The organism is Paraburkholderia sp. J69-1, assembly GCF_905220255.1.
Lineage (GTDB): Bacteria > Pseudomonadota > Gammaproteobacteria > Burkholderiales > Burkholderiaceae > Paraburkholderia.
Window position 1 is genome coordinate 181,120 of record NZ_CAJMZG010000010.1, and the last position, 25,364, is coordinate 206,483.

Here is a 25,364-nt window from a genome sequence, read left to right on the forward strand (position 1 = left end):
CGTGTGGCGGAACGTTCTTCTTGTATAAAAACACTCAGGCTGAAGGCGGTTTTGGGTGCCGACCTGAATGCAATTGATGGCTAATGCCTGTCGAAAGAAGCGACATGATAGCACGATAACTGAAGATCGTGCAAACGGCCCCATTGTCGCAGTGCCGGCGGGCAGCCGTGAGGCCTTATGGGACGGGGGATTGCGGCGATTCGGGCGGGCGAGGCGCCCGGCCGATCTTTCGCGTGAAGCGCATAAAAAAACCGCGCTCGAAGGCGCGGTTTTTGCGGGATTTCGCGGGCCGCGATCCAGTCGGGGACGGATCGAACGGGGCGATTTCCGGCGGGCTCAGCCCTGGGTCGGCGGCACGAAGCCCGATGCCTGATCGGCGCCTTCACCGAAGAAGTACTTTTCGGTCTGCTTCATCAGGTACTGGCGCGCGCGCGGATCGGCCATGTTCAGGCGGTTCTCGTTGATCAGCATGGTCTGCTGCTTGAGCCAGCCTTGCCAGGCTTCCTTCGAGACGCTTTCATAGATGCGCTTGCCGAGTTCGCCCGGCAGCGGCGGAAAATCGAGACCTTCGGCTTCCTTGCCGAGCTTCGCGCATTGGATCATACGGGCCATGCTGTGCTTCTCCTAAGTCGTATGTGTGGGGTGGCTTGCGCCGCTCAGAGCTGCTTCATCAGCACGAGCGATTTGCGCTGCCAGTTATAGAGGCGGCGGCGGTCTTCGGGCAGGTCGTCGACCGTGGCCTTGACGAAGCCGCGTTTGAGGAACCAGTGTTCGGTGCGCGTGGTGAGCACGAAAATACGCGTGAGGCCGCGTGCGCGGGCGCGTTGTTCGATACGGCGCAACAGGCGTTCGCCGTCGCCGGAACCTTGTGCTTCGGGCGAGACGGTCAGACACGCCATTTCGCCGATGCGCTCCTGCGAGTAGGCATACAGCGCCGCGCAGCCGAACAGCACGCCATCGTGCTCGATCACCGAGAAATGGTCGATGTCGCGCTCGATCTGGTGACGGCCGCGGCGCACCAGCGTGCCGTCCGTTTCGAGCGGCTCGATCAGCGTAAGAATGCCGCCGACGTCGTCGGGCGTGGCTTCGCGCAGGCTTTCCAGGTTCTCGTACGAGATCATGGTGCCCACGCCGTCGTGCAGGAACAGTTCGAGCAGCAGGCCGCCGTCGAGCACGTAAGGGATGATGTGCGCACGGCCCACGCCGCCACGGCAGGCGCGAATCGAATGCTTCAGATAGAAACCGGCGTCGCCCAGCACGGTGCCGCTTTCCTGCAGCTTGTAGGCGTCGTCGAGTGACATTTCGCGGATCAGCTCGCTGTCTTCGCCGATCAGACCCTGCGTTTCCGTGAGGAACACGATCTTGTCGGCGCGCAACGCGATGGCCGCAGCCGACGCCACGTCTTCCATCGACAGATTGAACGCTTCGCCCGTGGGCGAGAAACCGAGCGGCGAGAGCAGCACGAGCTTGCGGCTGGCGAGCGAATGGCGGATCGAATCGGCGTCGATCTTGCGCACGACGCCCGTGTGCTGGAAATCCACGCCGTCGAGAATACCGACCGGACGCGCCGTCACGAAGTTGCCGGACACGACGCTGATGTGCGCGTGCGCCATCGGCGTGTTCGGCAGACCCTGGCTGATGGCGGCTTCGATATCGAGACGCACTTCGCCGGCGGCTTCCTTGGCGGATTCGAGCGCGCGGGCATTGGTGATGCGCATGCCGTGCGAGAACTCGGATTCGACGCCGTGCAGGCTCATCTGTTCTTCGACCTGCGGGCGCGAACCGTGCACCAGCACGATCTGGATGCCCATGGCCTGCAGCAGCGCGATGTCGGCGACGAGCGCGTTGAGCAGATTTTGATGCACCACTTCTCCGCCGAAACCGACGACGAAGGTCTTGCCCTGAAATGCATGGATGTAGGGCGCGACCGATCGCATCCAGTCGACGAATTGTGCGTGCTGCGCGGCCTGCTGTGCAGCTTGCTCAGCAGCGGACTCCGCGGCGGCGGCGGAAGCCGGCGCATTCGCGGTGGCGGGGACGAGGTCGGTTTGGGAATTCATGCCCGGGATTATAATGCGCCCCCATGTCGAATGTACCCAAAAGACCTGCCTCGGCGCAGGGCAGCAACACCTCCGCCGGGAAAGACACGGCGCACGGCGGCGCGCAGGAAAAGCACGCGTCGCAAAAGTATGGCGATGGGCAGAATCTCGCGTCGTCGGACCGGCTTGCCGCGCTGATGAAGGGCGGCGTGCTCGGTGGCGCGCGCGTGCAGGACAAGCGCGCCGCGACGCCTGCCGCCGCGCCCGCGCAGGCGAAACCGCAGCAGGTTCAGGCGCCGAAGGCAACGCAAGCACCGCAAACGCCGCAAACGCCTCGACCGGCCCAGACTCCGCGCCAGCCGCAAGCGCCGAAAGCCGAACCACGCGCCGCTCAACGCGATGACGCGAAGCCCGCGCCGCAGGCGCGCGGCGAGCAGCGTGCGCCCGAAGCGCGTAATGAGCGTAGCGAGCGCAAGGAACGCACTGAGCGAGTGCAAACCGCCGTGCCGCGCGAAGCGAAGCCATCGCAGGAACGCCGCGAGCCGCGCGATGCTGGCGCGCAGGCGAACCCGCCGCGCAATCCACCGCCGCGTGCGCAACAGCAGCCGAAGCAGCAGGCAACCCAGCAGCAGGCAAAGCCGCAGCCGAATCAAGCACCGAATCAAGCACCGAATCAAGCACCGAATCAAGCGCGCCCCAATCCGCAACAGCCCGCGAAGCCGAAATCCGGCCACGCGCCGCGCGCTGGCGGCGAAGGCGCACGCGAACCGGCCCCACGCCCGCCACGCCAGGAGCGCGAACCCCGCGAACCGCGCGAACCGCGCCCGCCCCGCGCCCCGCGTGCGCCCGTCACGCCCAACCCGATCCCGCCGATCACGTTCCCCGAAGCGCTGCCGGTTTCCGGCCGCCGCGAGGAAATCGCGCGCGCGATCGCCAACAACCAGGTCGTGATCGTCAGCGGCGAAACCGGCTCGGGCAAGACCACCCAGTTGCCGAAGATCGCGCTCTCGCTCGGGCGCGGCCTCGGCGCGGGCGGCAGCGGCCTGATCGGTCACACGCAGCCGCGCCGGATCGCGGCTTCGGCGACCGGTCGGCGTATCGCCGAAGAACTCGGCACGCCATTCGGCGAAGTGGTCGGCTACAAGGTGCGCTTTACCGACAATCTGTCGCCCGGCGCCTCGGTCAAGCTGATGACGGACGGCATTCTGCTCGCGGAAACGCAGACCGATCCGCTGCTCAAGGCCTACGACACCATCATCATCGACGAGGCGCACGAGCGCAGTCTGAACATCGACTTCCTGCTCGGCTATCTGAAAGAGATCCTGCCGCGCCGGCCCGATCTCAAGCTGATCGTCACGTCCGCGACCATCGACGCCGACCGTTTCGCGCGCCACTTCGGCAGCGACGACAAGCCCGCGCCGGTGATCGAGGTGAGCGGGCGTCTGTACCCGGTCGAGGTGCGCTATCGCCCGGTGCAGGAAGACAGCCCGGCCGTGAAGAACGCGCAGGGCAATGCGCCGACGAAAAAATCGCAGCGCGACACCGATCGCGACCTGATGGACGCCATCGTCGATGCCGTCGACGAACTGTGCCGCGAAGGCTCGGGCGACGTGCTCGTGTTCCTGCCCGGCGAGCGCGAAATTCGCGACGCCGCCGAGGCGCTGCGCAAGCATCATCCGCCGCACACGGAAATCCTGCCGCTGTTCGCGCGCCTTTCCGCGCAGGAGCAGGAGCGCGTGTTCAAGCCGTCGAACGCGCGCCGCATCGTGCTCGCGACCAACGTGGCGGAAACCTCGCTGACGGTGCCGGGCATCCGCTACGTCGTGGATACGGGCCTCGCGCGCGTGAAGCGCTATTCGTATCGCAACAAGGTCGAGCAACTGCAGATCGAGTCGATCTCGCAGGCCGCCGCGAACCAGCGCGCGGGCCGTTGCGGCCGGGTCGCCGACGGTATCTGTATCCGGCTTTACGAAGATTCGGATTACATCGCGCGCGCACGTTTCTCGGACCCGGAAATCCTGCGTTCGTCGCTCGCGGCGGTGATTTTGCGCATGAAGTCGCTGCATCTCACGGCGATCGAAACCTTCCCGTTCATCGAGCCGCCGCCGGGCCGCGCGATTGCGGACGGCTATCAACTGCTCAACGAACTCGGCGCCGTCGACGACGATAACGCGCTCACCACGCTCGGCCGCGAACTCGCGCGCCTGCCGCTCGATCCGCGCGTGGGCCGCATGATTCTGGCCGCGCGCGATTCGCAGTCGCTGCGCGAAGTGCTGGTGATCGCCAGTGCGCTTTCGGTGCAAGACCCGCGCGACCGGCCGATCGAGGCGCAGGAACAGGCCGATCAGGCGCATCGCCGTTTCGCCGACGAGCGCTCCGAATTCCTCCAGTGGCTGAAGATCTGGGCGTGGTTCGAGGACGCGGTCGCGCACAAGAAGTCGAACAAGCAACTGGTCGACTCGTGCCGTGCGAACTTCCTCTCGCATCTGCGGCTGCGTGAATGGCGCGACGTGCATTCACAATTGTTGACGGTGGTGCGCGAGCACGGCTGGCGCATCAACGAAGCGGATGCGACCTACGAGGAAATCCATCACGCGCTGCTGACCGGTCTGCTCGGCAATATCGGCCTGAAGGCGGAAGACGAGCCGCATTTCCTCGGCGCGCGCAGCATCAAGTTCCATCTCTGGCCCGGTTCGGCGCTGGTGAAGAAAGCGGGGCGCTGGGTCGTGGCGGCGGAGCTGGTCGAAACGAGCCGCCTGTACGCGCGCTGTATCGCGAAGATCGAGCCGGAATGGCTCGAAAAAGTGGGCGCGCATCTGCTGAAGACCTCGCTGTCCGAGCCGCATTGGGAAAAGCGTGCGGCGCAGGTCAGCGCGTTCGAGCGCGGCGTGCTGTACGGCTTGCCGGTGTATCAGCGGCGTCGGGTGGCGTTCGGCAAACAGGACCCGGCGCGGGCGCGCGAATTGTTTATTCGCGGCGCGCTGGTCGAAGGCGAATTCGACACGAAGCTGCCGTTCTTCGCGCACAACCGCAAGCTGCTCGCCGATATCGAGCAACTCGAACACAAGTCGCGCCGCCAGGACGTGCTGGTCGACGACGAACTGATCTTCGGTTTCTACGATCAGGCGATTCCCGAAGGCATTTACGCGGGCGCGACGTTCGAGCGCTGGTATCGCGACGAGGTGAAAAAGAGCGGTCAGTCCGAGGACAAGCTGCGTCTGCTTTATCTCTCGCGCGACGACCTGATGCGCCACGAAGCGGCCGGCGTGACGACCGAGCTGTTCCCGAAGCGCATGACCATGTCGGGCGCGGCGATGGCGCTCACGTATCACTTCGAGCCGGGTTCGCCGCGCGATGGCGTGACGCTCGCGGTGCCGCTCTACGCGCTCAATCAGGTCGATGCGCGGCGCTGCGAATGGCTCGTGCCGGGCATGATCAAGGAGAAGGCGCATCTGCTGCTGAAGTCCTTGCCGCAGAAGCTGCGCCGCCATTGCGTGCCCTTGCCGGAATACGCGGCGGGTTTCGCCGATCGCCTGGGCGGCGAGCGCTTCGGTGCGGGCGGCCTGGTCGAAGCCTTGATCGCGGATGTGCGCGCACAGAAGCAGCTTCAGCTGAAATCGTCCGATTTCAAGCTGGAGACGCTGCCCGCGCATCTGTTCATGAATTTCAAGGTGATCGACGAGCACGGACGTCAGCTCGCGATGGGCCGCAATCTCGCGCAGTTGCGCACGGAACTGGGCGCGCAGGCGCAGCAGCAGTTCCAGAAGCTGGCGAGCGCCACCGCGCTGGCGGCGCTGGAAACGCATGCGCAGGGCGAGGGCGCGGAAGGTGCGGCAGCGGCAGAGAAAGCCCAGTCGTCGCAGAGCGTGGCCAAAAAACTCAACACGCCGCACACGCCCACAAGCGGTGACACGGCCGCGACCGCGCTCTACGAAAACCTCACGACGTGGAATTTCGGCAAGCTGCCCGAACTGCTGGAAATCCGCCGTGGCGGCCAGACGCTGTACGGTTATCCGGCGCTGGTCGATCGCGGCTCGCATTGCGACGTCGAGGTATTCGATTCGCCGGAAGAGGCGGCGCGGATTCATCGCGCGGGCTTGCGCCGTCTGTTCGGGCTGCAGTTGCGCGAGCCGATCCGCTATCTGGAGAAGAACCTGCCGGGCCTGCGCGAAATGGCGATGCAGTTCATGGCGCGCGCCACCCAGGAAGAGTTGCGCGATCAACTGGTCGAACTGGCGCTCGATCGCGCCTGCCTGCAAGACCCGCTGCCCGACGACGATGCGAGTTTCCACGCCCGCAAGGACGAAGGGCGCGGACGTCTTTCGCTGCTGGCGCAGGAGATTGCGCGCCTGGTCGGCCAGATTCTGGCGGAATACGCGTCGCTGGCGAAGAAGCTCGTGCAGGCGAAGGCGTTCGGCGCGCCCGCTGCGGATATGCAGGCGCAGGTCGATGCGCTCATCAGCAAGCGCTTTATTCTGGACACGCCGTATGCGCAACTCGTGCATTTCCCGCGCTACCTCAAGGGCGTGGCGCTGCGCATCGACAAGCTGCGCGCCGATCCCGGCCGCGATGCGCGCCAGGTCGCCGAATTCCAGCCGCTCGCGCAGCAGTATCAGCGTGCGCTGTCGCAACGCGGCGGCGTGTTCGATGCGCGTCTGAGCGAATTCCGCTGGCTGCTCGAAGAATTGCGCATCTCGCTCTTTGCGCAGGAGTTGCGCACGCCGATGCCGGTGTCGGTCAAGCGGCTCCACAAGGTCTGGGAATCGATGCAGCGATGAAGTCGATGGCGCTTTGCGGGCCATAACAATCGTTCGAAAAAGGGGCGCGCGTTGCGCCCCTTCCACATTTCAGTGGCCCTACGTCAACCTTGCGAACCGGCAAGCGTTCTACAATCACTGATCTGCCAGGGAACGACTCTTCATGCGTACAAACGAATTCCGCCGTACCGCCGCAAGCTTTGCGAAAAAGGCCGTGATGTTTGCGTGCTCCGCGCTGGTCGGTGCCGCGCTCACCACGGTTATGCCGAGCATTGCGCATGCGAACAACATCATCGTGCTCAATTCGGGCGAGGCAACGCTGAGCCTCATCGACGACAAGACGCACGAACTCGTCGGCACGGTGCCCACGGGCAAGGAGCCGCATCACCTGTTTCCGACGCCGGACAACAGCTCGCTGATCGTCGCGAACTCGGTGTCGAACAACCTGCTGTTCGTCGATCCGAAAACCGGCAAGCCGCAGCGCTGGATCGAAAACGTCGAAGACCCGTATCAGCTGGGTTTTTCGCCGGACAACAAGTGGTTCGTGACCACCGGCCTGCGTCTGGACCGTCTGGACATTTATCACTACGGCGGCGCGGGCAATTTCACGGTCGCGAAGCGCCTGCCGCTTTCGGCCATGCCTAGCCACCTCGCGTTCACGAAGGACAGCAATATCGTGTTCGTGTCGCTGCAGGTCTCGGGTGAAATCGCCGCGGTCGATCTGCCTACGCAGAAAGTGCTGTGGAAGATGAAGGTCGGCCCGGCGCCCGCGGGCATGTGGCTCACGCCTGGCGAAAAATATCTGCTGGTGGGCATGACGGGCGCCGATTACGTCGCCGTGGTGGACTGGCGCAACCAGAAAATCGTCAAGACGATCCAGGTGGGCAAGGCCGCGCATAACTTCCGCTCTTTGGTGGATGGCCGCCACGTGCTGGTGTCGAGCCGCGTGTCGAACGTCATCAGCATCATCGACGAAGAATCGCTTGAGAAAGTGGGCGAGATCAACGGCCTGATGCCCGGACCCGACGACATGGAACTTTCCGCCGACAAGCGCTGGCTGTGGGTGACGTTCCGTTTCGCCAAGCACATCGGCCTGATCGACATGCAGACGAAGAAGCTCGTCAAGACGATTCCGGTGGGCCGCTCGCCGCACGGCATCTACTTCTACGACCGCGCGCCGGTCATGTCGCCCAACGGCGCATAACGTCTGCACGTCACCGCCCATGTTCGCCTTGCTCGGTTCCTGCGCGCATTGGGTGGTGTCTGGCGCCGACGACTTCGTGTCGTGGCTCCAGACGCTCCTATACGTGAACGTGCTGCAACCGGCGTTATTCGACGCCGGTTTCATGAACGTGGACGAAGACAGCTTCGACGCGCTTTACTGGGTGATCGTCGGGCTGCTGGAAATGGTGGCGATGTATCTGCTGCTGCGTCCGCTCGAAGCGCTCATGCCGGCGGAGAAGTGGGGCGACCGCAAGGGCGTGGGCGTGGACGCCATCTATACCTGGGTCACGCGGCTGGGCATTCTCAATCTGTTCTTTTTCTTCGCCATGCAGCCGGCGTTCGACCGTGCGCAAAGCTGGCTGCGCCTGCACGGCGTCATGAGTGTCGATATCGACAATCTCTGGCCCGGTGTGACCACCGTGCCGCTCGTGGCGTTCGCGATCTATCTGGTCGTGCTCGACTTTTCCGGTTACTGGTATCACCGCCTGTCGCACCGCTACAGCCTCTGGTGGGAATTGCACGCGGTCCATCACAGCCAGCGCAAGATGTCGTTCTGGTGCGATAACCGCAACCATCTGCTCGATGTGCTAATGCAGTCGTGCATGTTCGCGGGCATCGCGCTGGTGATCGGCGTGCCGCCCGCGCAGTATGTCGTGCTGGTGGCGCTCACGAATTTCGTGCAGAACGTGCAGCATGCCAATATCCGCGTGCATTTTGGCTGGCTGGGCGAGCGGCTGCTGGTGAGCCCGCGTTTTCATCGGCGTCATCATGCGATTGGCTACGGTCACGAAGGCACCACGTATGGCTGCAACTTTGGCGTGCTGTTTCCGTGGTGGGACATGCTGTTCGGCAGCGCGTCCTTCAACGAGCGGATCGAGCCTACGGGCATTCGCGCCCAGCTGGAAGGCGCGCGTTATGGCGAGGGCTTCTGGGCGCAGCAGGGGCTCGCGTTCGCCCGCATCGGGCAGCGGCTGGCGGCGCGTCGGCGTCTGAAAGCCGGTTTTGCCCAGCGCAATTCGCAACAATAAGGTGCTCAGGCGGCCCACGCTGCCTTTTTCCTTTCACCGCCGCGCGCCTCGTGCGCCGGATGCGCGCCGTGGTTTATGCTGTCGTTTTGCCGCACTGAACCACGCTGGCTTCGTGACCCGTCTCCGTTTTTCCTCCGCTTTCACGCCCGCATGAACGACTTGTTGCGCTCGTTTGGACGCGCGCTCACCAGCGCATTCCACCCCTCGATGCTGTTCCTCACGTTTGTGCCGTTCCTGGTGGCGGCCGCGGTGTGGGGCGGTCTGCTCTACGCCTTCTGGCAACCGCTGATCGACGGCGTGCGCGGCACGCTCGACGCCTGGCCCGCCACCGGTTACGTCTACCATGTGTTCGACTGGGTGGGCTTCGGTTCGCTGCGCAGCATGATTGGGCCGTTCGTGGTCATCATCCTGTCGATTCCGCTGATCGTCATCACGGTGTTGCTGCTGATCGTCGCGCTGGCGATGCCGCGCGTGATCCGCCATCTGACCACGCGCCAGTACGCCTCGCTCGAAGCGCGCCGTGGCGGTAGCTGGTACGGCAGCGTGCTGCACTCGCTCTGGACCACGCTGCTGTGCATCGTGCTGCTGATCGTGACCTTGCCGTTCTGGTTCATTCCACCGTTTTGCGTGCTGGTGCCGCCGCTGCTCTGGGGCTGGCTGACCTACCGCGTGATGACTTACGACGCGCTCGCGCTGCACGCGAGCAGCGCGGAGCGCCGCGAACTCGTGCGCCGCAACCGTCTGCCGCTGCTGGCGATCGGCGTGGCGAGCGGGCTGCTGGGCTCGCTGCCGACGGCGATCTGGGTGGCGTCGGCGTGGATGCTGCTGTTCTTCCCCGTGATCGCCGCGCTGACTATCTGGATTTACGCTTTCATTCTGGTGTTCACGGCGCTCTGGTTCGGCCATTACTGCCTGCGCGCGCTGCAGCGCCTGCGCACGGAAGAGGCGCACCGTCTGGGCCATGAAGTGACCATCGTGCACTGACGTCCCCGGCATCCGCCGACACTTTCAAAGAACATTCATACGACGAGGCAACACATGGCATTTGGCGTCATCATCATCGGCGACGAGATTCTGTCGGGCCGCCGCACCGACAAGCATTTGCCGAAGGTCATCGAACTGCTGGGCGCGCGCGGCCTCGCGCTCGACTGGGCAGAGTACGTGGGCGACGATCCCGCGCGCATTACCGCCACGCTCAAGCGCTCGTTTGCCTCGGGCGATATCGTGTTCTCGACGGGCGGTATCGGTGCGACGCCGGACGACCATACGCGCCAGTGCGCGGCGGCCGCGCTGGGCGTGCCGCTCGCTCTACATGCGGACGCGAAGGCGGCGATCAGCGAGCGCATCCGCGATATGCACACGGGCAGCGATCCGGTCGATTTCGGCTCGCCCGAAAATCTTCACCGCTTCCAGATGGGCACCTTCCCGCAGGGCTGCGAGATCATCCCGAACGGCTATAACAAGATTCCGGGCTTTTCGATTCACGATCATCATTTCGTGCCGGGCTTCCCGGTGATGGCGTGGCCGATGATCGAATGGGTGCTCGATACGAAGTACGCCCATCTGCATCATCAGATGCCGCATGCGGAAAAGTCGCTGCTGGTGTTCGAGTTGCCCGAATCGACGCTCACGCCGCTGATGGAAAGCATCGAACGCGATTTCCCGGGCGTGCGCGTGTTCAGTCTGCCGAGCGTGGGCGACAGCGAGCGCGGCGGCATCTATGCGCGCCGCCATATCGATCTGGGCGTGAAGGGTGAGCCGGAAGCGGTGGCGGCGGCTTTCGTGAAGCTGCGCGAAGGCGTGCACCTGCTGGGCGGCGATGTGGTGGAGCCGCCGGAAGCGGCTTGAAGTTGCCCGGAATCGCCCGGAATCGCTCGATGAGGCTGGATGGAGCGCCCCCGCCGCATCATCGGCGTGTCACACGGGGCGCTCAAAGTGGCCCGTCAGGGTTTTGGGCTGGCGGGGGTTGTGAGGGTGTCTAACGAGCGAGGCAGCTTCAGGCGCCGAGCCACGGCAGGCCGCGGAAGCACCAGCCGGAAACGGTCTTGCGATGGCCTTCGCTGTTCTTGTCGCCTTCGAAGCCTTCGAGCAGATCGAAGGCCTGGGTGAAGCCGGCCTTGGCCGCTTCGATGGCGGCCAGTTTCGAGCGCGCGGCGCTGCGGCACAGGAACAGGATGGGCGTGTCGGCGTCGGCGACGCTCTTGAGCTGCGCGACGAACTCGGCGTTGGGCACGCCGCCCGGATAGCGCGTCCACTCGACATGCGCATACTGGCCGTCGCCGATCACCGGGCGGCCGACCCAGTCGAGTTCGGCGCGCGTGCGCACATCGACGAGCTTGACGCGCGCATCGAGTTGCAGGAGCTCGAACGCCTCGGCGGGCGAGAGCGCGCCGGCATACGGCAGCTGGTTCTCGGCGCGGCGCGTGTCGGCCTGGGCGTACAACTGTTCGAGCGTACTCATGACGATCAATCTCCCGTTTCATGTTGGACCAAAGGATTATTCTAGCGCGCTGCATGAGTGCGGGAAGCGCCGGGCCGTGGCGCGGCAATGAGCAGGAGCGGGGCACGGCACGCGTTGCAGGCAGGGCCGCCGCGCGTCGCGGTGGCATATTTGCGCAGGCTTGGTGCGTAAACCGGTTTATGCACCATAATGGAGTGAGTTTCGCGCGCCAAATCCGGGATTGCACGGAATTGGTGCCGGTAAGTGGCCCGAGAAGAGGGCGCTGGGGAAAACGAGGGGCGGGAGTTACCCGCATGTTCGGTGTAGTTGCCCCTTGGTTGCCCAACGCTCGCCCCTTGGGGACGCATCCGGATCAAATTTGCGCCACGCTGGCGCAAACATGGCACGGAAGCTGCTTTATATGTCGCGATCGAATCGCAACCGGCCTGCCACCGGACTCCGGCTGTACCAGCTGGCGACCGAAGGCATGCCGCAAAGCGGCAACCGGCAAGATCAGAAGATTGGGCAGGCGGCAGCGTTCGCCGAAATCGTTAATCAGGAGAATAGGTTATGAGTAAATCCGTGGCCGACGTCATGCAACTCGTCAAGGACGAAGACGTCAAGTTTGTCGACTTCCGCTTTACCGACACGCGCGGCAAGGAGCAACACGTTTCGGTTCCGCTGTCGCACTTTGACGAAGACAAGTTCGAGTCGGGTCATGCATTTGACGGTTCGTCGATCGCCGGCTGGAAGGGCATCGAAGCCTCGGACATGCTGCTCGTCCCGGACGCGAACACGGCTTTCATCGACCCGTTCTATGAAGAACCCACGCTGGTTCTGACCTGCGACGTGGTCGAGCCGGCTGACGGCAAGGGCTACGAGCGCGATCCGCGTTCGCTGGCAAAGCGCGCTGAAGCGTACCTGAAGAGCACGGGTCTGGGCGACACGGCATTCTTCGGTCCGGAACCCGAATTCTTCATTTTCGACTCGGTCCAGTGGAACACGGACATGTCGGGCTCGTTCGTCAAGATCGGCTCGGACGAAGCTCCGTGGTCGTCGGGTCGCGAAATCGAAGGCGGCAACACGGGTCACCGTCCGGGCGTCAAGGGCGGCTACTTCCCGGTCGCGCCGGTCGACACGTTCCAGGACATCCGTTCGGAAATGTGCCTGCTGCTCGAACAGATCGGCATCCCGGTCGAAGTGCACCACCACGAAGTCGCTGGTCAAGGCCAGAACGAAATCGGCACCAAGTTCTCGACGCTGGTTCAGCGCGCGGACTGGACGCAGCAGATGAAGTACATCATCCATAACGTGGCGCACACGTATGGCAAGACGGCGACGTTCATGCCGAAGCCGATCGTTGGCGACAACGGTTCGGGCATGCACGTTCACCAGTCGATCTGGAAGGACGGCCAGAACCTGTTCGCAGGCAACGGCTACGCAGGTCTGTCGGAATTCGCGCTGTTCTACATCGGCGGCATCATCAAGCACGCTCGCGCGCTGAACGCCATCACGAACCCGTCGACGAACTCGTACAAGCGTCTGGTTCCGCACTTCGAAGCGCCGGTCAAGCTGGCTTACTCGGCACGTAACCGTTCGGCATCGATCCGTATTCCGCACGTCTCGAACCCGAAGGGCCGCCGTATCGAAACGCGCTTCCCGGACCCGATGGCCAACCCGTACCTGTGCTTCTCGGCACTGATGATGGCAGGTCTGGACGGCGTCCAGAACAAGATCCATCCGGGCGAAGCCGCCGACAAGAACCTGTACGACCTGCCGCCGGAAGAGGATGCAAAGATCCCGACCGTGTGCGCCGGCCTCGACCAGGCTCTGGAAGCACTCGACAAGGATCGCGAATTCCTGACGCGCGGTGGCGTGTTCACGGATTCGATGATCGACGCTTACCTCGCACTGAAGGAAGGCGAGCTGCAACGCGTGCGTATGACCACGCACCCGGTCGAGTTCGAACTGTACTACTCGCTGTAATCGACGATGGCGCTTCGCTCGCACTCGCGTAGCGAAGTGTCTGTCCGACGTTCGCGACGGGTCACGAAGGGACGGCGGTGCCGTCCCTTTTTTGTTGGCTGCGTGGACGTCATCGACGTCGTCGTGCCAACCATCATCGACATGGACAGCCAGCCGGCGCGCCCTCAAGCCACCGGTGCCGAAACATGGTGCTCAAGAATCTGATCAAGGCAAAAAAAGGCCACGCGGACGCGCTTTCGGACGATGTGCCGCTCGTCGAATCGGGCTTGCTGCCCGGCTTCGAAGCGCTGCCGACGGTCGTGCTCGTGCTCGACAAGCGCAGCTTGCGCGTGGCGTTCGCGAATCCTTCGGCCGAGGCGATGCTCGATCTGTCGCGCCGTCAGCTTTCGCAGATGGTGTGGTCCGATCTCTTTTCCAACGCCGACGAGTTGCTGGAGACGATCGCTTCGATCGCCGCGCACCGCTTTCACGCGACGCGACTCGACGCGACGCTGGAGCGCCCGGGCCGCGAATCGTTGCACGTGCACGCGATTGTCGGCTTCCTGGAAAGCGCACCCGATTACGTGCTGCTCGAACTCTTCGAGAACGAGCGGCATCTGAAGAGCGATCGCGAGGAGCGGATTCACGACCTCGCGACCGTCAATAAGCATCTGATCCGCAATCTCGCGCACGAAATCAAGAATCCGCTCGGCGGTATTCGCGGCGCGGCCCAGTTGCTCGAATTCGAGCTGGGCACGCTCGAGCGCGGCGAGTTGCGCGAGTACACGCAGGTCGTCATCAAGGAGTCGGACCGCCTGCAGACGCTGGTGGACCGGCTGCTCGAACCGCACCGTCATCCGCATATTGTCGGCGACGTGAATATTCACGAGGTCTGCGAGCGCGTGCGCGCCGTGATTCTCGCGGAGTTCCCGCGCGGCCTGACGATCGAGCGCGATTACGACGTGAGCGTGCCCGACCTGCGCGGCGACAAGGAACAACTGATCCAGGCGCTCCTGAACATCGTGCGCAATGCGGCGCAGGCGCTGCGCGAGCGCATTTCGCGCGGCGACGCGCGCATCGAATTGCGCACGCGCGTCGCGCGCAAGATCACGATTTCAAAACGCTTGTGCAAGCTGGCATTGGACTTGCATATCATCGATAACGGACCCGGCATTCCCGAGGACATCCGCGACCGCATCTTCTATCCGCTCGTTTCGGGACGCGAAGACGGCAGCGGTCTGGGCCTCACGCTCGCGCAGACTTTCGTCCAGCAACACGACGGTCTGATCGAAGTGGAAAGCCGGCCAGGACATACCGAGTTTCAGATCCTGCTGCCGCTCGATTCCTGAAGCCGTTTGAAGAACATTAGCTGAACCTGTTTCCCGATCTACCGCTACCGCACGCCACCAGGACTTCTGACCGACCTTATGAAGCCGATCTGGATAGTTGACGACGACCAATCGATTCGCTGGGTGCTTGAAAAAGCACTCGCCCGCGAAAATTTCGCGACCCGCAGCTTCTCGAACGTGCGCGATGCCGCGGCCGCGCTCGACCACGACAGCCCGCAGGTGCTCGTCTCCGACATTCGCATGCCGGGCGGCTCGGGGCTCGAGCTGCTGCAAACCGTGCGCGAGCGTCTGCCGGGGTTGCCCGTCATCATCATGACGGCGTTCTCCGACCTTGACAGCGCGGTGGCCGCGTTCCAGGGCGGTGCATTCGAATATCTCGCCAAGCCCTTCGACGTCGATAAGGCAGTCGAGCTGATTCGCCGCGCCGTCGACGAAAGCATGCGCGGCGAGCAGCACTGGGACGAGCGTCCCGCCGAAGCGCCCGAAATGCTGGGCCAGGCGCCCGCGATGCAGGACATGTTCCGCGCCATCGGCCGGCTTTCGCATTCGGCCGCGACCGTGCTCATCACCGGCGAGTCGGGCACCGGAAAGGAGCTTGTTGCACGCGCTTTGCACCGACATAGCCCACGCGCGAATGGTCCGTTCATCGCGCTGAACACTGCGGCCATTCCGAAAGATCTTCTGGAATCCGAACTGTTCGGCCACGAGCGCGGCGCGTTCACGGGCGCGCAGGCGATGCGCCAAGGCCGCTTCGAGCAGGCCGAGAACGGCACGCTGTTCCTCGACGAAATCGGCGATATGCCGTTCGATCTGCAAACGCGTCTGCTGCGCGTGCTTTCGGATGGCCAGTTCTATCGTGTCGGCGGCCACAATCCGCTGCGCGCCAACGTGCGCGTGATTGCGGCCACGCACCAGAATCTGGAAACGCGCGTACGTCAGGGCCTGTTCCGCGAGGACTTGTATCACCGCCTCAACGTGATTCGTCTGCGTCTACCGGCACTGCGCGAGCGCAGCGAGGACATCCCGCTGCTCACGCGCCACTTCCTGCAGAAGAGTGCGCGCGAACTGGGCGTCGAGCCCAAGCGCGTGTCGGATGAAGCGCTGGCGTATATGTCGTCGCTGCCGTTCCAGGGCAACGTGCGTCAGCTGGAGAATCTGGCCAACTGGCTCACGGTGATGGCGCCGGCGCAGACCATCGAAATCAAGGATCTGCCGCCCGATCTGCTGCCCGCCCACGTGGCGGCGACCGAAGGCGCGCAGGCGCTGGCAGGCGACGTTGCGGCCGCGGGCGCGGTGGCGGTCAATGGCGCGCTTGCGGGCGTGGCGGCGGGCTCGGGCGTCGGCCTTGGCGGTTTGCCGGGCGTGGCGAGCGGCGTGGGCGGTGGTTTGCCCAGCGGCTTCCCCGCCGTCAATGGCGTGGCCTCGCTGGCGGTGAGCGTCTGGGAAAGCGGCTTGCGTACCGAAGTCGCGCGTCTGCTGCGCGAAAATAGCGCCGATGTCATGGACGAACTCTCGCGTCGTTTCGAAGCCGCGGTGATTCGCGAAGCGCTCGACTTCACGCGCGGGCGCAAGGTCGAAGCCGCCGAGCGGCTGGGCATCGGCCGTAACACCATCACGCGCAAGATCCAGGAACTCAACCTGGAATAAGCGCACCGTGCGCAGCGGTCAAGGCGGTCCCGGCGATGAATGCGCGGTCCGCCGTGCCGCTGCGCACGAACCCTCTCGGGCATAATCGACGCTGTTTTCCTGTCGATGACCGAATATGCCCGTGACTTCTCCATGGCCCGCCGAGGCCGATCCTTTCCTGTCCCTCGAAGAACTCGACGATCCCGCCGCGATGGCGTGGGTCGAGCAGCAGAACGCGCGCACGCGTGCCGCGTGGCAAGGCGGCGCGCGTTTCGAGGCGCTGGAGAAGCGCCTGGCGCAAGCCTATCTGCCGCGTGAGCGGCCCGTGATCCCCACCCGCTGGCAGGAGTGGGCCTACGATCTCTGGGAAGACGAAGACAATCCCAAGGGACTCTGGCGCCGCGCGAAATGGGCGGACTGGCGTGCGCATCGTCCGCAGTGGGAAAGCCTGATCGATTTCGATGCGCTCGGCGAGGAAGAAGGCGTGCCCTGGGTGTGCGCCGGTATCGACATTCTCTATCCCGATGGCGATCGCGCGCTGATCCAGCTTTCCGATGGCGGCGCCGATGCCGTCGTCGTGCGTGAATTCGATCTCGAGCGGCGCGTGTTTGTCGACGGCGGGTTTGCCATCGGCAAAGAGGGCAAGCACACGATTTCGTGGATCGACCGCGATACGGTGTACGTCGGCTGGGACCACGGCAAGAAGACGCTCACGCGTTCGGGTTATCCGCGCGAAGTGCGCCGCTGGAGCCGTGGCGCGCGTCTGGCCGATGCGCCCGTGGTGTTCCGCGGCGAGTTCGACGATATCAGCGTGGAAGGCGACTACGATCCGATCGAGCAGCGTCACGACGTGGTGCGCAGCGTCGACTTCTTCGATTCATATTCGTATCGTCTCGATGCGAACGGGCAGTGGCAGGTCTACGACGTGCCCTCGCATGTGGCGGTGGGCGCATGGCATGGCTGGCTGCTGCTCGAACCGCGTCTGGACTGGACGCTCGGCGCGCAGACGTATGCGGGCGGATCGCTGCTGGCGATTCGCGAAGACGCATTTGTGGCCGGCGATCGCAATGTCACGGCGCTCTTTACGCCCACGCCGGTGACATCGGCGTGCGACTGGACCTATACGAAGAACGTCTTGATCGTCTCGTGGCTCGACGACGTGCAAAGCCGCACGATGCTCTGGCAGCCCGTCGAAGAGCCGGGCGCATGGACGTGGCAATCGCGCCTTTTTCCCGCGCGTGCAAGTTCGCAGGTGGAGGTTTCGCCGATCGAAGACACGCTCAACGATGAAGTATTCGTCGATGTCGACGATTACCTTTTGCCGCCCGAGTACTGGCTCGCCGACCTCGCGAAAGACGATCTGCAAACGTGGGAATTGCTCGATCGCTGGCCCACGCAATTCGATGCCGCATCGCTGACGGTGATCCGCTCGCACGCAAGATCGGCCGATGGCACGCGGGTGCCGTTCACGGTGATCGGCCCGCGCGACGCGCTCGAAGGCGGCGCGCGCAAACCGCTGCCGTGTCTGCTGGAAGGCTATGGCGGCTTTGCGATTTCGCTCACGCCGCAGTATCTGGTGGGATCGGGTATCGGCTGGCTGGAGCAGGGCGGCATCGTCGCCATCGCGCATATTCGCGGCGGTGGCGAATACGGTTCGTCGTGGCACGTGGAAGCGCAGCGCGAAAACCGTCAACGCTCGTTCGACGATTTCATCGCGGTTGCGCAGCAACTGGTGACGGAAGGCTTCACGAGCGCGCCGCAACTCGGCATTCGCGGCGGCAGCAATGGCGGCCTGCTGGTGGGCGCGTGCATGGTCCAGCGCCCGGAACTGTTCGGCGCGGTGCTCTGCGAAGTGCCGCTGCTCGACATGCAGCGCTATCCGCTGCTGCACGCGGGCGCTTCGTGGATCGACGAATATGGCGATCCTGAGGAGCCCGAAGAAGCGCAGGCGCTCGCGGCGTATTCGCCGTATCAGCGTGTGCAGCCGGGCGTGGTGTATCCGGACGTGCTGTTCACGACCTCGACCAGCGACGATCGCGTGCATCCTGCGCACGCGCGCAAGATGGTCGCGCGCATGCAGGAGCAAGGGCACGCGAACGTCTGGTATCTGGAGAACACGGACGGCGGCCACGGGCCGGGCAGCGATTCGCTGGAGCGCGCGCAGTACGACGCGCTGGTGTTCCGCTTTCTGTGGACGACGCTGGGCGGAACGTGGTGAAGCGGGTTTGAGCGCGGGCGGCGTACGTGATGCCGCCCGCGTTGGTCGATAAGGTTTTTAGCCCGCGAGATGGATATCCGCGATCACCGGCGTGTGATCGGACGGCTGTTCCCACTTGCGCGGCACCTTGTCGATCTCGCACGCCACCAGCTTCGGCGCGAGCGCGGGCGAGAGCAGGATGTGATCGATGCGCAGCCCCGCATTGCGGCGGAACGCGAACATGCGGTAATCCCACCACGTGAACATCTTCTCGGGCTGCTCGAACTGGCGATACGAATCGACAAAGCCTAGCGCGATCAGCCGCTCGAATTGCGCGCGTTCTTCCGGCGAAACCAGATTCTGGCCTTCCCATGCCTTGGGGTCGTGCACGTCGCGGTCTGCGGGCGCGATGTTGTAATCGCCGAGCAGCGCCAATTGCGGATGCTGCTGCATTTCCTGGGCGAGCCAGTCGTGCATCGCATTCAGCCAGGCGAGCTTGTACGTGAACTTCTCGGAGCCCGGCGCCTGGCCGTTCGGGAAATAGGCGCTGACCAGACGCACGCCTTCGACGGTCGCCGCGATCACGCGCTGCTGCGGATCTTCGAAGCCGGGAATATTGCGCACGACCGTGGCCTCGTCGACGTTGAGGCCGTCGCGCACGAGAATGGCCACGCCGTTATAGGTCTTCTGGCCCGCGAACCAGCTGCGATAGCCGTGCGCTTCGAGTTCGGCGCGCGGGAATTTATCGTCGGTGAGCTTGAGTTCCTGCAGGCAAAGCGCGTCGACCTTGCTTTCGCCGAGCCAGTCGATGACGTGCTGCAGACGGACTTTCAGGGAGTTGACGTTCCAGGTGGCGATTTTCATGGATGATGAACCGGGTGATTGTGCGGCGGGCGAGTGCCCGGGATCGATGCCGGGACTATACCGCCCGCCTGCATCCGATCGATAACGAATCATACCGGGAACACGCCCGCGCGCTGCGGGAGCCGCTGCGCGCTCATGCCGCCGCGCCGCCGCTCACCACTCCTCGATCCACGGCCTCAGATCCATTTCGTGCGTCCATGCGTCCCTCGGCTGCTGATGCAAGGTCCAGTACGCATCGGCGATATGCTCGGGATTCAGGATGCCGTCGCGCTCCTTGAGCTTGTAGCGCTCGGGAAAATTCTCGCGGATAAACTCTGTGTCGATCGCGCCATCGACGATCACCTGCGCGACGTGAATGCCTTCCGGCCCAAGCTCGCGCGCCATCGACTGCGCAAGCGCACGCAGCGCATGCTTGGCGCCCGCGAACGCGGAAAACCCGGCACGTCCACGCAAACTCGCCGTGGCGCCCGTGAAGAGAATCGATCCGCGCGCACGCGGCAACATCGCTTTGGCGGCCTCGCGGCCCATCAAAAAGCCCGCGAAACAGGCCATTTCCCAGACCTTCTGATAAACGCGCGCAGTGGTCTCCGTCACGCTGAAGCGCACGTTCGCACCGATATTGAAGATGGCGACTTCGATCGGCGCGATATTGGCTTCGATTTCGGCGAAGAGGGCGACCATGTCCTCCTCCTTGCGCGCGTCCGAACCGAACGCGTGCGCGACGCCGCCTTCGGCTTCGATCTGCGCCACGAGCGGCGCGAGCTTGTCGGCGTGGCGGCGCGTTACGCAGGCGATATAGCCTTCACGCGCGAAGCGGCGTGCAATCGCACCGCCGGTGGCGTCGCCGGCGCCAATCACGAGGACGGCTTTCTTTTGCATCGGAGTAGTGGGTGTGCTTGTCATGTTCGTCTGTGTGGAGGAATATGCGTCAAGGCATTCACGTACAAATGGAGGAGAGACGATGAGCGATGTGAAAGTTGAGTTTCTGTTTGACTTTGGGAGTCCTAACGCTTACCTGAGCCATAAGGTGATCTCGCAGATCGAAGCGCGCCAGAACGTGCGCTTCGAATATGTGCCGATTTTGCTGGGCGGCATTTTCAAACTCACCGGCAACCGTTCGCCCGCAGAAACGACGGCGAATATCGAGAACAAACGCAAATACATGTTCCTCGAAATCAAGCGCTTTATTGCGCAGCACGGATTGACGGCGTATCGCATGAATCCGCATTTTCCCGTGAACACACTGGCGTTGATGCGTGGCGCCGTGGCCGCGCAGCGCGAAGGCGTGTTCGAGCGCTACGTCGATCGCATGTTCGCGCATATGTGGGAAGACGGTCTCAAGCTCGATGATCCGGCCGTGTTGCGTGCCACGCTCGAAGCCGATGGTTTCGACGCGGCCCGCTTCGAAGCGGCGCTCGCCGATGCGCAAGTGAAAAGCACGCTGATGGCAAACACCGAAGCCGCGTTCGCGCGTGGTGCGTTTGGTGCGCCGACATTCTTCGTCAACGACGAAATCTTCTTCGGCAAGGACCGGTTGCGCGATGTCGAAGAGGAAATCGCGCGAGTGAAAGCGCGCGGCTGACGGGCTGACGCATCGCGCGCTTTCAAAGTGGGAACGCAAGCGCGAGTCATGCGTTCCCGCCCTGACGGTCAGGCTTCGACCGGCGTGTCTGCGGGCGCGGCGATCACGCCCAGCCGCGCGCGTGCGGCGTCGTATTCGCGCTTCAGACGCGCGACCAGATCCGCAGCGGGCACGACGCTCTTGACCGCGCCGATGCCCTGGCCCGAACCCCAGATGTGTTTCCACGCTTTCGCGCCGCTCGACGCAAAGCTCATCTTCGACGGGTCCGATTCCGGTAGCGCGTCGGGATCGAGGCCGCTTGCCACGATGCTCGGGCGCAGATAGTTGCCGTGCACGCCCGTGAAGAGATTCGAGTAGACGATATCGGCCGCGCTGCTCTCGACGATCATCTGCTTGTACGCCTCGACCGCATTGGCTTCTTCAGTCGCGATGAACGCCGAGCCGACATAAGCGAGGTCGGCGCCCGCCGCCTGCGCCGCCAGAATGGCGTTGCCGTTGCCGATCGCGCCCGAGAGCAGCAGCGGGCCGTCGAACCACTCGCGAATCTCGTGAATCAGTGCAAACGGCGAGAGCGTGCCGGCATGGCCGCCCGCACCGGCCGCGACGGCGATCAGGCCGTCGGCGCCTTTCTCGATCGCCTTTTTCGCGAAGGTGTTGTTGATGACGTCGTGCAGCACGATGCCGCCCCATGCGTGAATCGCGTCGTTCACTTCGGCGCGCGCGCCCAGCGACGTGATGACGATCGGCACCTTGTATTGCGCGCATACGCCCAGATCGTGCTCCAGACGGTCGTTGGACTTGTGGACGATCTGGTTCACCGCGAACGGCGCAGCGGGACGGTCGGGATGCTTTGCGTTGTATTCGGCAAGCTCGGTCGTGATGCGATCGAGCCATTCGCCCAGCACATGCTCGGGACGTGCGTTGAGCGCGGGAAACGAGCCGACCACGCCGGCCTTGCACTGCGCGATCACGAGATCGGGGTTCGAGATGATGAAAAGCGGCGAGCCGACGACGGGAATCGACAGACCGCGGCGCAGGACGGCGGGCAAGGACATGCATATCTCCTGAACGGAACCGGCGGCCCCGGCCCAAGGGCGGGGCGCCGTCGTGTTGTTGGTGTCGATAAACATAGCAAAGCGCCAGACACTATGCAACCAGTTGCATAGTGTGCGCGCTCGGGGAAATAACCGGGGCAGTATCGCCGCAAGCGTGGTTTAGAATCGCCGCATGTCCACGCCACACGCCATCCTCATTGCCTTGCTGGAGAAGCCGTCGTCCGGCTATGACCTGGCTCGCCGCTTCGACCGGGCGATCGCTTACTTCTGGCAGGCCACGCACCAGCAGATTTATCGCGAACTCGGCCGGATGGTGGATGCGGGCTGGGTGGCCGTGGTCGAAGAAGACGCGGCGGCGACGCGCAAGAAGGTGTATCGGGTGCTGCCGGTGGGGCGCGAAGAAGTGGCGCGCTGGGTGCGTGAAACGCGTCTGACCGGCGACGACCGCAATCTGCTGTTGCTGAAATTGCGCGCCGATGCGGTGATCGGCCCGCTCGGGCTGATGGAAGAACTGCGCCGCATGATGGATGAGGCGCGCGAGCGACTCGATACCTATCGCGCCATCGAGCAGCGCGACTTCGGCGCAGCGTCGCTCACGCGTGGTCAGCAGTTGCAGTACGCGATCTTGAAGGCGGGGATTCGCACGCAGGAAACGTGGCTCGAATGGGCCGCCGAGCTGCAGGCGTTCTTTGACGAAGACGGCGGGCAAGCCAGCGAATAACGTTTGGATTCCGAATTAATTGCGATGCGCGAAGTGATTCACGCTGGAATCCGCAAGCGCGTGCAGAAGGGCTAGTAAAAATAAGTGTTGACTTCATGACAGCCGCACCCTATAATTCTTTTCTCTGACGGACGCGGGGTGGAGCAGTCTGGCAGCTCGTCGGGCTCATAACCCGAAGGTCGTAGGTTCAAATCCTACCCCCGCAACCAAAGCTGTTCTGTCAGAAATCAAGGGTTACAACGCATCGGCGTGTAACCCTTTTTTGTTTTCTACGCGTCGGTTGTTCGCGCTGCTTGCTTGAGTGACCAATCGACCGCCGCCTTCGCATGCAATGCGGTCGTATCGAATACAGGCAAGGCCGAATCGCCAGCGCCAATCAGCAGCGTGATTTCCGTGCAGCCGAGTATCACGCCCTGCGCACCACGCGCGGCCAGCGATTCGATCACACGCTGATACACGCCACGCGAAGCCGCTTGCACCACGCCGTGACACAACTCGTCGTAGATGATGCGATGCACGTCGTCGCGCTCCGAGGCTTCCGGCACGATCGCTTCGATGCCATGCACGTCGCGCAGCCGGCCCACATAAAAATCCTGCTCCATCGTATAGCGCGTGCCCAGCAGCCCTACGCGCGTGACGCCCGCCGCGCGCAGCGCTGCGCCAGTGGGATCGGCGATATGCAGGAAGGGGATCGTGATCGCCGCCTCGATCGCCGCGCAAACGCGATGCATCGTGTTGGTCGCGAGCAGCACGATATCGGCGCCGCCTCGTTCCAGTTGCCGCGCCGCCTGCGCCATCAACACGCCTAGCGCGTCCCAGTCTCCCGCGCGTTGCAGCGCTTCGATCTCCGCGAAATCCACGGTGGCCATCAGGCTGCGGGCATTGTGATGTCCGCCAAGCCGCGCCTTCGTTTCGCCGTTGAGCATGCGGTAATACTCCGCCGACGATTCCCAGCTCATACCGCCAATTACACCGATTGTCTTCATGGCCTGCATCGCGAATGGTTGAAGTGTCCGCACGAGTATAGGCGTGCTGTCCTGGCTGTACAGGTACGGTCGCGCCCAACTGTCACGATACGGCGAGGGGACAGTGACCGGACAGTTTTCTCGCAATTCCCGCAACTCTCGCAATACCCGGCGGGCAGCCCGGATAGCGGCTGATTTCTGGCGCCGATAGAATCGATCCACCACCGAGCTAAAGAACAAGACGCCAGCAAGGAGCCGCACATGGATCTGATTATTCGCCGCGCCGTGCTCGCACATGCGCATCCCGCCGGGCATCCCAGTGTCGATGTCGGTATCGAGGCGGGGCGCATCGTCGCCGTCGAGCCGACTATCGCGGCGCAGGCACGCGAGGAAATCGATGCAGCGGGCGCGCTCGTGTCCGCGCCGTTCATCGACGCGCATTTCCATATGGACGCCACGCTCTCCTATGGCCTGCCGCGCGTGAACGCATCGGGCACGCTGCTGGAGGGCATCGCGCTGTGGGGCGAACTCAAGCCCGATCTCACGCAGCAGGCGCTGGTCGAGCGTGCGCTCCAGTATTGCGACTGGGCTGTCGCACGCGGCTTGCTGGCGATCCGCTCGCATGTCGATGTCTGCGATCCGCGTCTGCTTGCGGTCGAAGCGCTGCTGGAAGTGAAGCGCCGCGTCGCGCCGTATCTCGATCTGCAACTGGTGGCGTTTCCGCAGGATGGTTTGCTGCGCAGCGCGGGCGCGTTCGACAACCTCAAGCGCGCGATTGCGATGGGCGTCGATGTGGTCGGCGGCATTCCGCACTTCGAACGCACGATGGCCGACGGCGCGGAGTCCGTGCGCCTGCTCTGCGAATTCGCCGCCGAAAAGGGCTTGCGCGTGGACATGCATTGCGACGAATCCGACGACCCGCTCTCGCGCCATATCGAAACGCTCGCGGCGCACACGCACCGGCTCGGGCTGCATGGCCGCGTGACCGGCTCGCATCTCACGTCGATGCACTCGATGGACAACTACTACGTGAGCAAGCTGATTCCGCTGATGCGCGAATCGGGCATCGCTGCCATCGCCAATCCGCTTATCAACATCACCTTGCAAGGGCGCGCCGATACCTACCCCAAGCGTCGCGGCATGACGCGTGTGCCTGAACTGATGGCGGCGGGCGTGACGGTCGCGTTCGGCCACGATTGCGTGATGGACCCGTGGTACAGCTTCGGTTCGGGCGACATGCTCGAAGTCGCGCAGATGGGCCTGCATGTTGCGCAGATGACGGGCGTGGAAGCCTCGCGTGCGTGTTTCGATGCGGTGACGGTCAACCCCGCGAAGATTCTCGGCCTCGAGAGTTATGGCGTCGCGCCGGGTTGCGCGGCGAATCTGGTGGTGCTCGACGCGCGCGACCCCATCGAGGCGATCCGCCTGCGCGCCGCGCGGCTGGCCGTGATTAGCCGCGGCAAGGTGGTGAGCCGTCAGCCGGCGCAGCGTGCAACGCTCGCGCTGGACGGGCGGCCCGCAAGCGTCGATTTCAAGCTGCATCGATAAAACG

General features: G+C 63.9%; 20 protein-coding genes and 1 tRNA gene. 14 read left to right on the forward strand and 7 right to left on the reverse strand.

The features are described from left to right. Positions 1-336: 336 nt before the first annotated feature. Both U5A67_RS20020 and argA read right to left on the reverse strand, forming a co-directional pair. Complete coding sequence (locus U5A67_RS20020) at positions 337-612, reverse strand: oxidative damage protection protein (protein WP_065060302.1); 276 nt, start codon at positions 610-612, stop codon at positions 337-339. 44 nt (positions 613-656) lie between these two features. Next, positions 657-2,060 carry an amino-acid N-acetyltransferase gene (argA, locus tag U5A67_RS20025; protein WP_205985030.1) on the reverse strand — a complete coding sequence of 468 codons (1,404 nt, stop codon included), beginning with the start codon at positions 2,058-2,060 and terminating at the stop codon, positions 657-659. Between the two features lie 23 nt (positions 2,061-2,083). Here argA and hrpA point away from each other — a divergent pair, with 23 nt between their 5' ends. From hrpA to U5A67_RS20050, 5 genes are all read left to right on the forward strand, one after another. After that, positions 2,084-6,817, forward strand: a complete 4,734-nt coding sequence (gene hrpA, locus U5A67_RS20030) for an ATP-dependent RNA helicase HrpA (protein WP_321814539.1) — start codon at positions 2,084-2,086, stop codon at positions 6,815-6,817. 196 nt (positions 6,818-7,013) lie between these two features. Next, complete coding sequence (locus U5A67_RS20035) at positions 7,014-8,000, forward strand: beta-propeller fold lactonase family protein (protein WP_415767884.1); 987 nt, start codon at positions 7,014-7,016, stop codon at positions 7,998-8,000. A gap of 19 nt (positions 8,001-8,019) precedes the next feature. Further along, complete coding sequence (locus U5A67_RS20040; RefSeq protein ID WP_321814538.1) at positions 8,020-9,048, forward strand: sterol desaturase family protein; 1,029 nt, start codon at positions 8,020-8,022, stop codon at positions 9,046-9,048. A 150-nt stretch (positions 9,049-9,198) separates the two neighbouring features. Continuing rightward, on the forward strand, positions 9,199-10,032 hold the full coding sequence (locus U5A67_RS20045; protein ID WP_205981884.1) for an EI24 domain-containing protein: 834 nt from the start codon (positions 9,199-9,201) through the stop codon (positions 10,030-10,032). 54 nt (positions 10,033-10,086) lie between these two features. After that, on the forward strand, positions 10,087-10,896 hold the full coding sequence (locus U5A67_RS20050) for a competence/damage-inducible protein A (RefSeq protein ID WP_205981883.1): 810 nt from the start codon (positions 10,087-10,089) through the stop codon (positions 10,894-10,896). 148 nt (positions 10,897-11,044) lie between these two features. Here U5A67_RS20050 and U5A67_RS20055 read toward each other — a convergent pair whose 3' ends face one another. After that, positions 11,045-11,509, reverse strand: coding sequence for a rhodanese-like domain-containing protein (locus tag U5A67_RS20055; protein WP_205981882.1), 465 nt, complete (start codon positions 11,507-11,509; stop codon positions 11,045-11,047). A 379-nt stretch (positions 11,510-11,888) separates the two neighbouring features. On the opposite strand from U5A67_RS20055, the gene U5A67_RS20060 reads away from it, so the two are divergent. The 5 genes from U5A67_RS20060 (at position 11,889) to U5A67_RS20080 (ending at position 18,646) form a co-directional block, all read left to right on the forward strand. Then, complete coding sequence (locus U5A67_RS20060; RefSeq protein ID WP_205981881.1) at positions 11,889-12,062, forward strand: hypothetical protein; 174 nt, start codon at positions 11,889-11,891, stop codon at positions 12,060-12,062. Continuing rightward, positions 12,059-13,474: a type I glutamate--ammonia ligase gene (gene glnA / locus U5A67_RS20065; protein ID WP_205981880.1), complete on the forward strand. Its 1,416-nt coding sequence runs from the start codon at positions 12,059-12,061 to the stop codon at positions 13,472-13,474. Before U5A67_RS20060 ends, glnA begins: the two co-directional genes overlap by 4 nt. A 185-nt stretch (positions 13,475-13,659) precedes the next feature. Continuing rightward, positions 13,660-14,802 carry a nitrogen regulation protein NR(II) gene (gene glnL, locus U5A67_RS20070; RefSeq protein WP_321814537.1) on the forward strand — a complete coding sequence of 381 codons (1,143 nt, stop codon included), beginning with the start codon at positions 13,660-13,662 and terminating at the stop codon, positions 14,800-14,802. A gap of 78 nt (positions 14,803-14,880) precedes the next feature. After that, positions 14,881-16,449, forward strand: a complete 1,569-nt coding sequence (gene ntrC, locus U5A67_RS20075) for a nitrogen regulation protein NR(I) (protein ID WP_205981878.1) — start codon at positions 14,881-14,883, stop codon at positions 16,447-16,449. 115 nt (positions 16,450-16,564) lie between these two features. Next, entirely contained in the window at positions 16,565-18,646 is a 2,082-nt protein-coding gene (locus U5A67_RS20080) for a prolyl oligopeptidase family serine peptidase (protein WP_321814536.1), read from the forward strand. A 57-nt stretch (positions 18,647-18,703) separates the two neighbouring features. Here the strand turns inward: U5A67_RS20080 and xth are convergent, their stop codons facing one another. Both xth and U5A67_RS20090 read right to left on the reverse strand, forming a co-directional pair. Further along, positions 18,704-19,489 carry an exodeoxyribonuclease III gene (gene xth / locus U5A67_RS20085; RefSeq protein ID WP_321814535.1) on the reverse strand — a complete coding sequence of 262 codons (786 nt, stop codon included), beginning with the start codon at positions 19,487-19,489 and terminating at the stop codon, positions 18,704-18,706. 153 nt (positions 19,490-19,642) lie between these two features. Then, entirely contained in the window at positions 19,643-20,368 is a 726-nt protein-coding gene (locus tag U5A67_RS20090) for an SDR family oxidoreductase (protein ID WP_321814534.1), read from the reverse strand. A gap of 82 nt (positions 20,369-20,450) precedes the next feature. Between U5A67_RS20090 and U5A67_RS20095 the strand changes: the two genes are divergently transcribed. Further along, positions 20,451-21,071 carry a 2-hydroxychromene-2-carboxylate isomerase gene (locus U5A67_RS20095; RefSeq protein ID WP_321814533.1) on the forward strand — a complete coding sequence of 207 codons (621 nt, stop codon included), beginning with the start codon at positions 20,451-20,453 and terminating at the stop codon, positions 21,069-21,071. A gap of 68 nt (positions 21,072-21,139) precedes the next feature. Here U5A67_RS20095 and U5A67_RS20100 read toward each other — a convergent pair whose 3' ends face one another. Next, positions 21,140-22,126: an NAD(P)H-dependent flavin oxidoreductase gene (locus U5A67_RS20100; protein ID WP_205981873.1), complete on the reverse strand. Its 987-nt coding sequence runs from the start codon at positions 22,124-22,126 to the stop codon at positions 21,140-21,142. 172 nt (positions 22,127-22,298) lie between these two features. Between U5A67_RS20100 and U5A67_RS20105 the strand changes: the two genes are divergently transcribed. Next, positions 22,299-22,847 (forward strand): PadR family transcriptional regulator, encoded by a 549-nt coding sequence (locus U5A67_RS20105; RefSeq protein ID WP_205981872.1) that lies wholly within the window; start codon positions 22,299-22,301, stop codon positions 22,845-22,847. 132 nt (positions 22,848-22,979) lie between these two features. Beyond that, positions 22,980-23,056, forward strand: a tRNA-Met gene (locus U5A67_RS20110). Between the two features lie 60 nt (positions 23,057-23,116). On the opposite strand, the gene U5A67_RS20115 is transcribed toward U5A67_RS20110, so the two are convergent. Next, positions 23,117-23,833 carry an aspartate/glutamate racemase family protein gene (locus U5A67_RS20115; protein WP_321814532.1) on the reverse strand — a complete coding sequence of 239 codons (717 nt, stop codon included), beginning with the start codon at positions 23,831-23,833 and terminating at the stop codon, positions 23,117-23,119. Between the two features lie 240 nt (positions 23,834-24,073). Here U5A67_RS20115 and U5A67_RS20120 point away from each other — a divergent pair, with 240 nt between their 5' ends. Then, positions 24,074-25,360, forward strand: coding sequence for an amidohydrolase family protein (locus U5A67_RS20120; RefSeq protein ID WP_321814531.1), 1,287 nt, complete (start codon positions 24,074-24,076; stop codon positions 25,358-25,360). The last annotated feature ends 4 nt before the right edge of the window (positions 25,361-25,364 follow it).

Bases quoted from the DNA above. Each gene is read 5' to 3' on its own strand.
- U5A67_RS20020 (WP_065060302.1), bottom strand. From the start codon at position 612: ATGGCCCGTATGATCCAATGCGCGAAGCTCGGCAAGGAAGCCGAAGGT.
- U5A67_RS20100 (WP_205981873.1), bottom strand. From the start codon at position 22,126: ATGTCCTTGCCCGCCGTCCTGCGCCGCGGTCTGTCGATTCCCGTCGTC.
- glnA (WP_205981880.1), top strand. From the start codon at position 12,059: ATGAGTAAATCCGTGGCCGACGTCATGCAACTCGTCAAGGACGAAGAC.
- U5A67_RS20055 (WP_205981882.1), bottom strand. From the start codon at position 11,509: ATGAGTACGCTCGAACAGTTGTACGCCCAGGCCGACACGCGCCGCGCC.
- hrpA (WP_321814539.1), top strand. From the start codon at position 2,084: ATGTCGAATGTACCCAAAAGACCTGCCTCGGCGCAGGGCAGCAACACC.
- U5A67_RS20120 (WP_321814531.1), top strand. From the start codon at position 24,074: ATGGATCTGATTATTCGCCGCGCCGTGCTCGCACATGCGCATCCCGCC.
- U5A67_RS20105 (WP_205981872.1), top strand. From the start codon at position 22,299: ATGTCCACGCCACACGCCATCCTCATTGCCTTGCTGGAGAAGCCGTCG.
- glnL (WP_321814537.1), top strand. From the start codon at position 13,660: ATGGTGCTCAAGAATCTGATCAAGGCAAAAAAAGGCCACGCGGACGCG.
- U5A67_RS20040 (WP_321814538.1), top strand. From the start codon at position 8,020: ATGTTCGCCTTGCTCGGTTCCTGCGCGCATTGGGTGGTGTCTGGCGCC.
- xth (WP_321814535.1), bottom strand. From the start codon at position 19,489: ATGAAAATCGCCACCTGGAACGTCAACTCCCTGAAAGTCCGTCTGCAG.
- U5A67_RS20095 (WP_321814533.1), top strand. From the start codon at position 20,451: ATGAGCGATGTGAAAGTTGAGTTTCTGTTTGACTTTGGGAGTCCTAAC.
- U5A67_RS20080 (WP_321814536.1), top strand. From the start codon at position 16,565: ATGCCCGTGACTTCTCCATGGCCCGCCGAGGCCGATCCTTTCCTGTCC.
- U5A67_RS20115 (WP_321814532.1), bottom strand. From the start codon at position 23,833: ATGAAGACAATCGGTGTAATTGGCGGTATGAGCTGGGAATCGTCGGCG.
- ntrC (WP_205981878.1), top strand. From the start codon at position 14,881: ATGAAGCCGATCTGGATAGTTGACGACGACCAATCGATTCGCTGGGTG.
- U5A67_RS20060 (WP_205981881.1), top strand. From the start codon at position 11,889: ATGGCACGGAAGCTGCTTTATATGTCGCGATCGAATCGCAACCGGCCT.
- argA (WP_205985030.1), bottom strand. From the start codon at position 2,060: ATGAATTCCCAAACCGACCTCGTCCCCGCCACCGCGAATGCGCCGGCT.
- U5A67_RS20045 (WP_205981884.1), top strand. From the start codon at position 9,199: ATGAACGACTTGTTGCGCTCGTTTGGACGCGCGCTCACCAGCGCATTC.
- U5A67_RS20090 (WP_321814534.1), bottom strand. From the start codon at position 20,368: ATGCAAAAGAAAGCCGTCCTCGTGATTGGCGCCGGCGACGCCACCGGC.
- U5A67_RS20035 (WP_415767884.1), top strand. From the start codon at position 7,014: ATGTTTGCGTGCTCCGCGCTGGTCGGTGCCGCGCTCACCACGGTTATG.
- U5A67_RS20050 (WP_205981883.1), top strand. From the start codon at position 10,087: ATGGCATTTGGCGTCATCATCATCGGCGACGAGATTCTGTCGGGCCGC.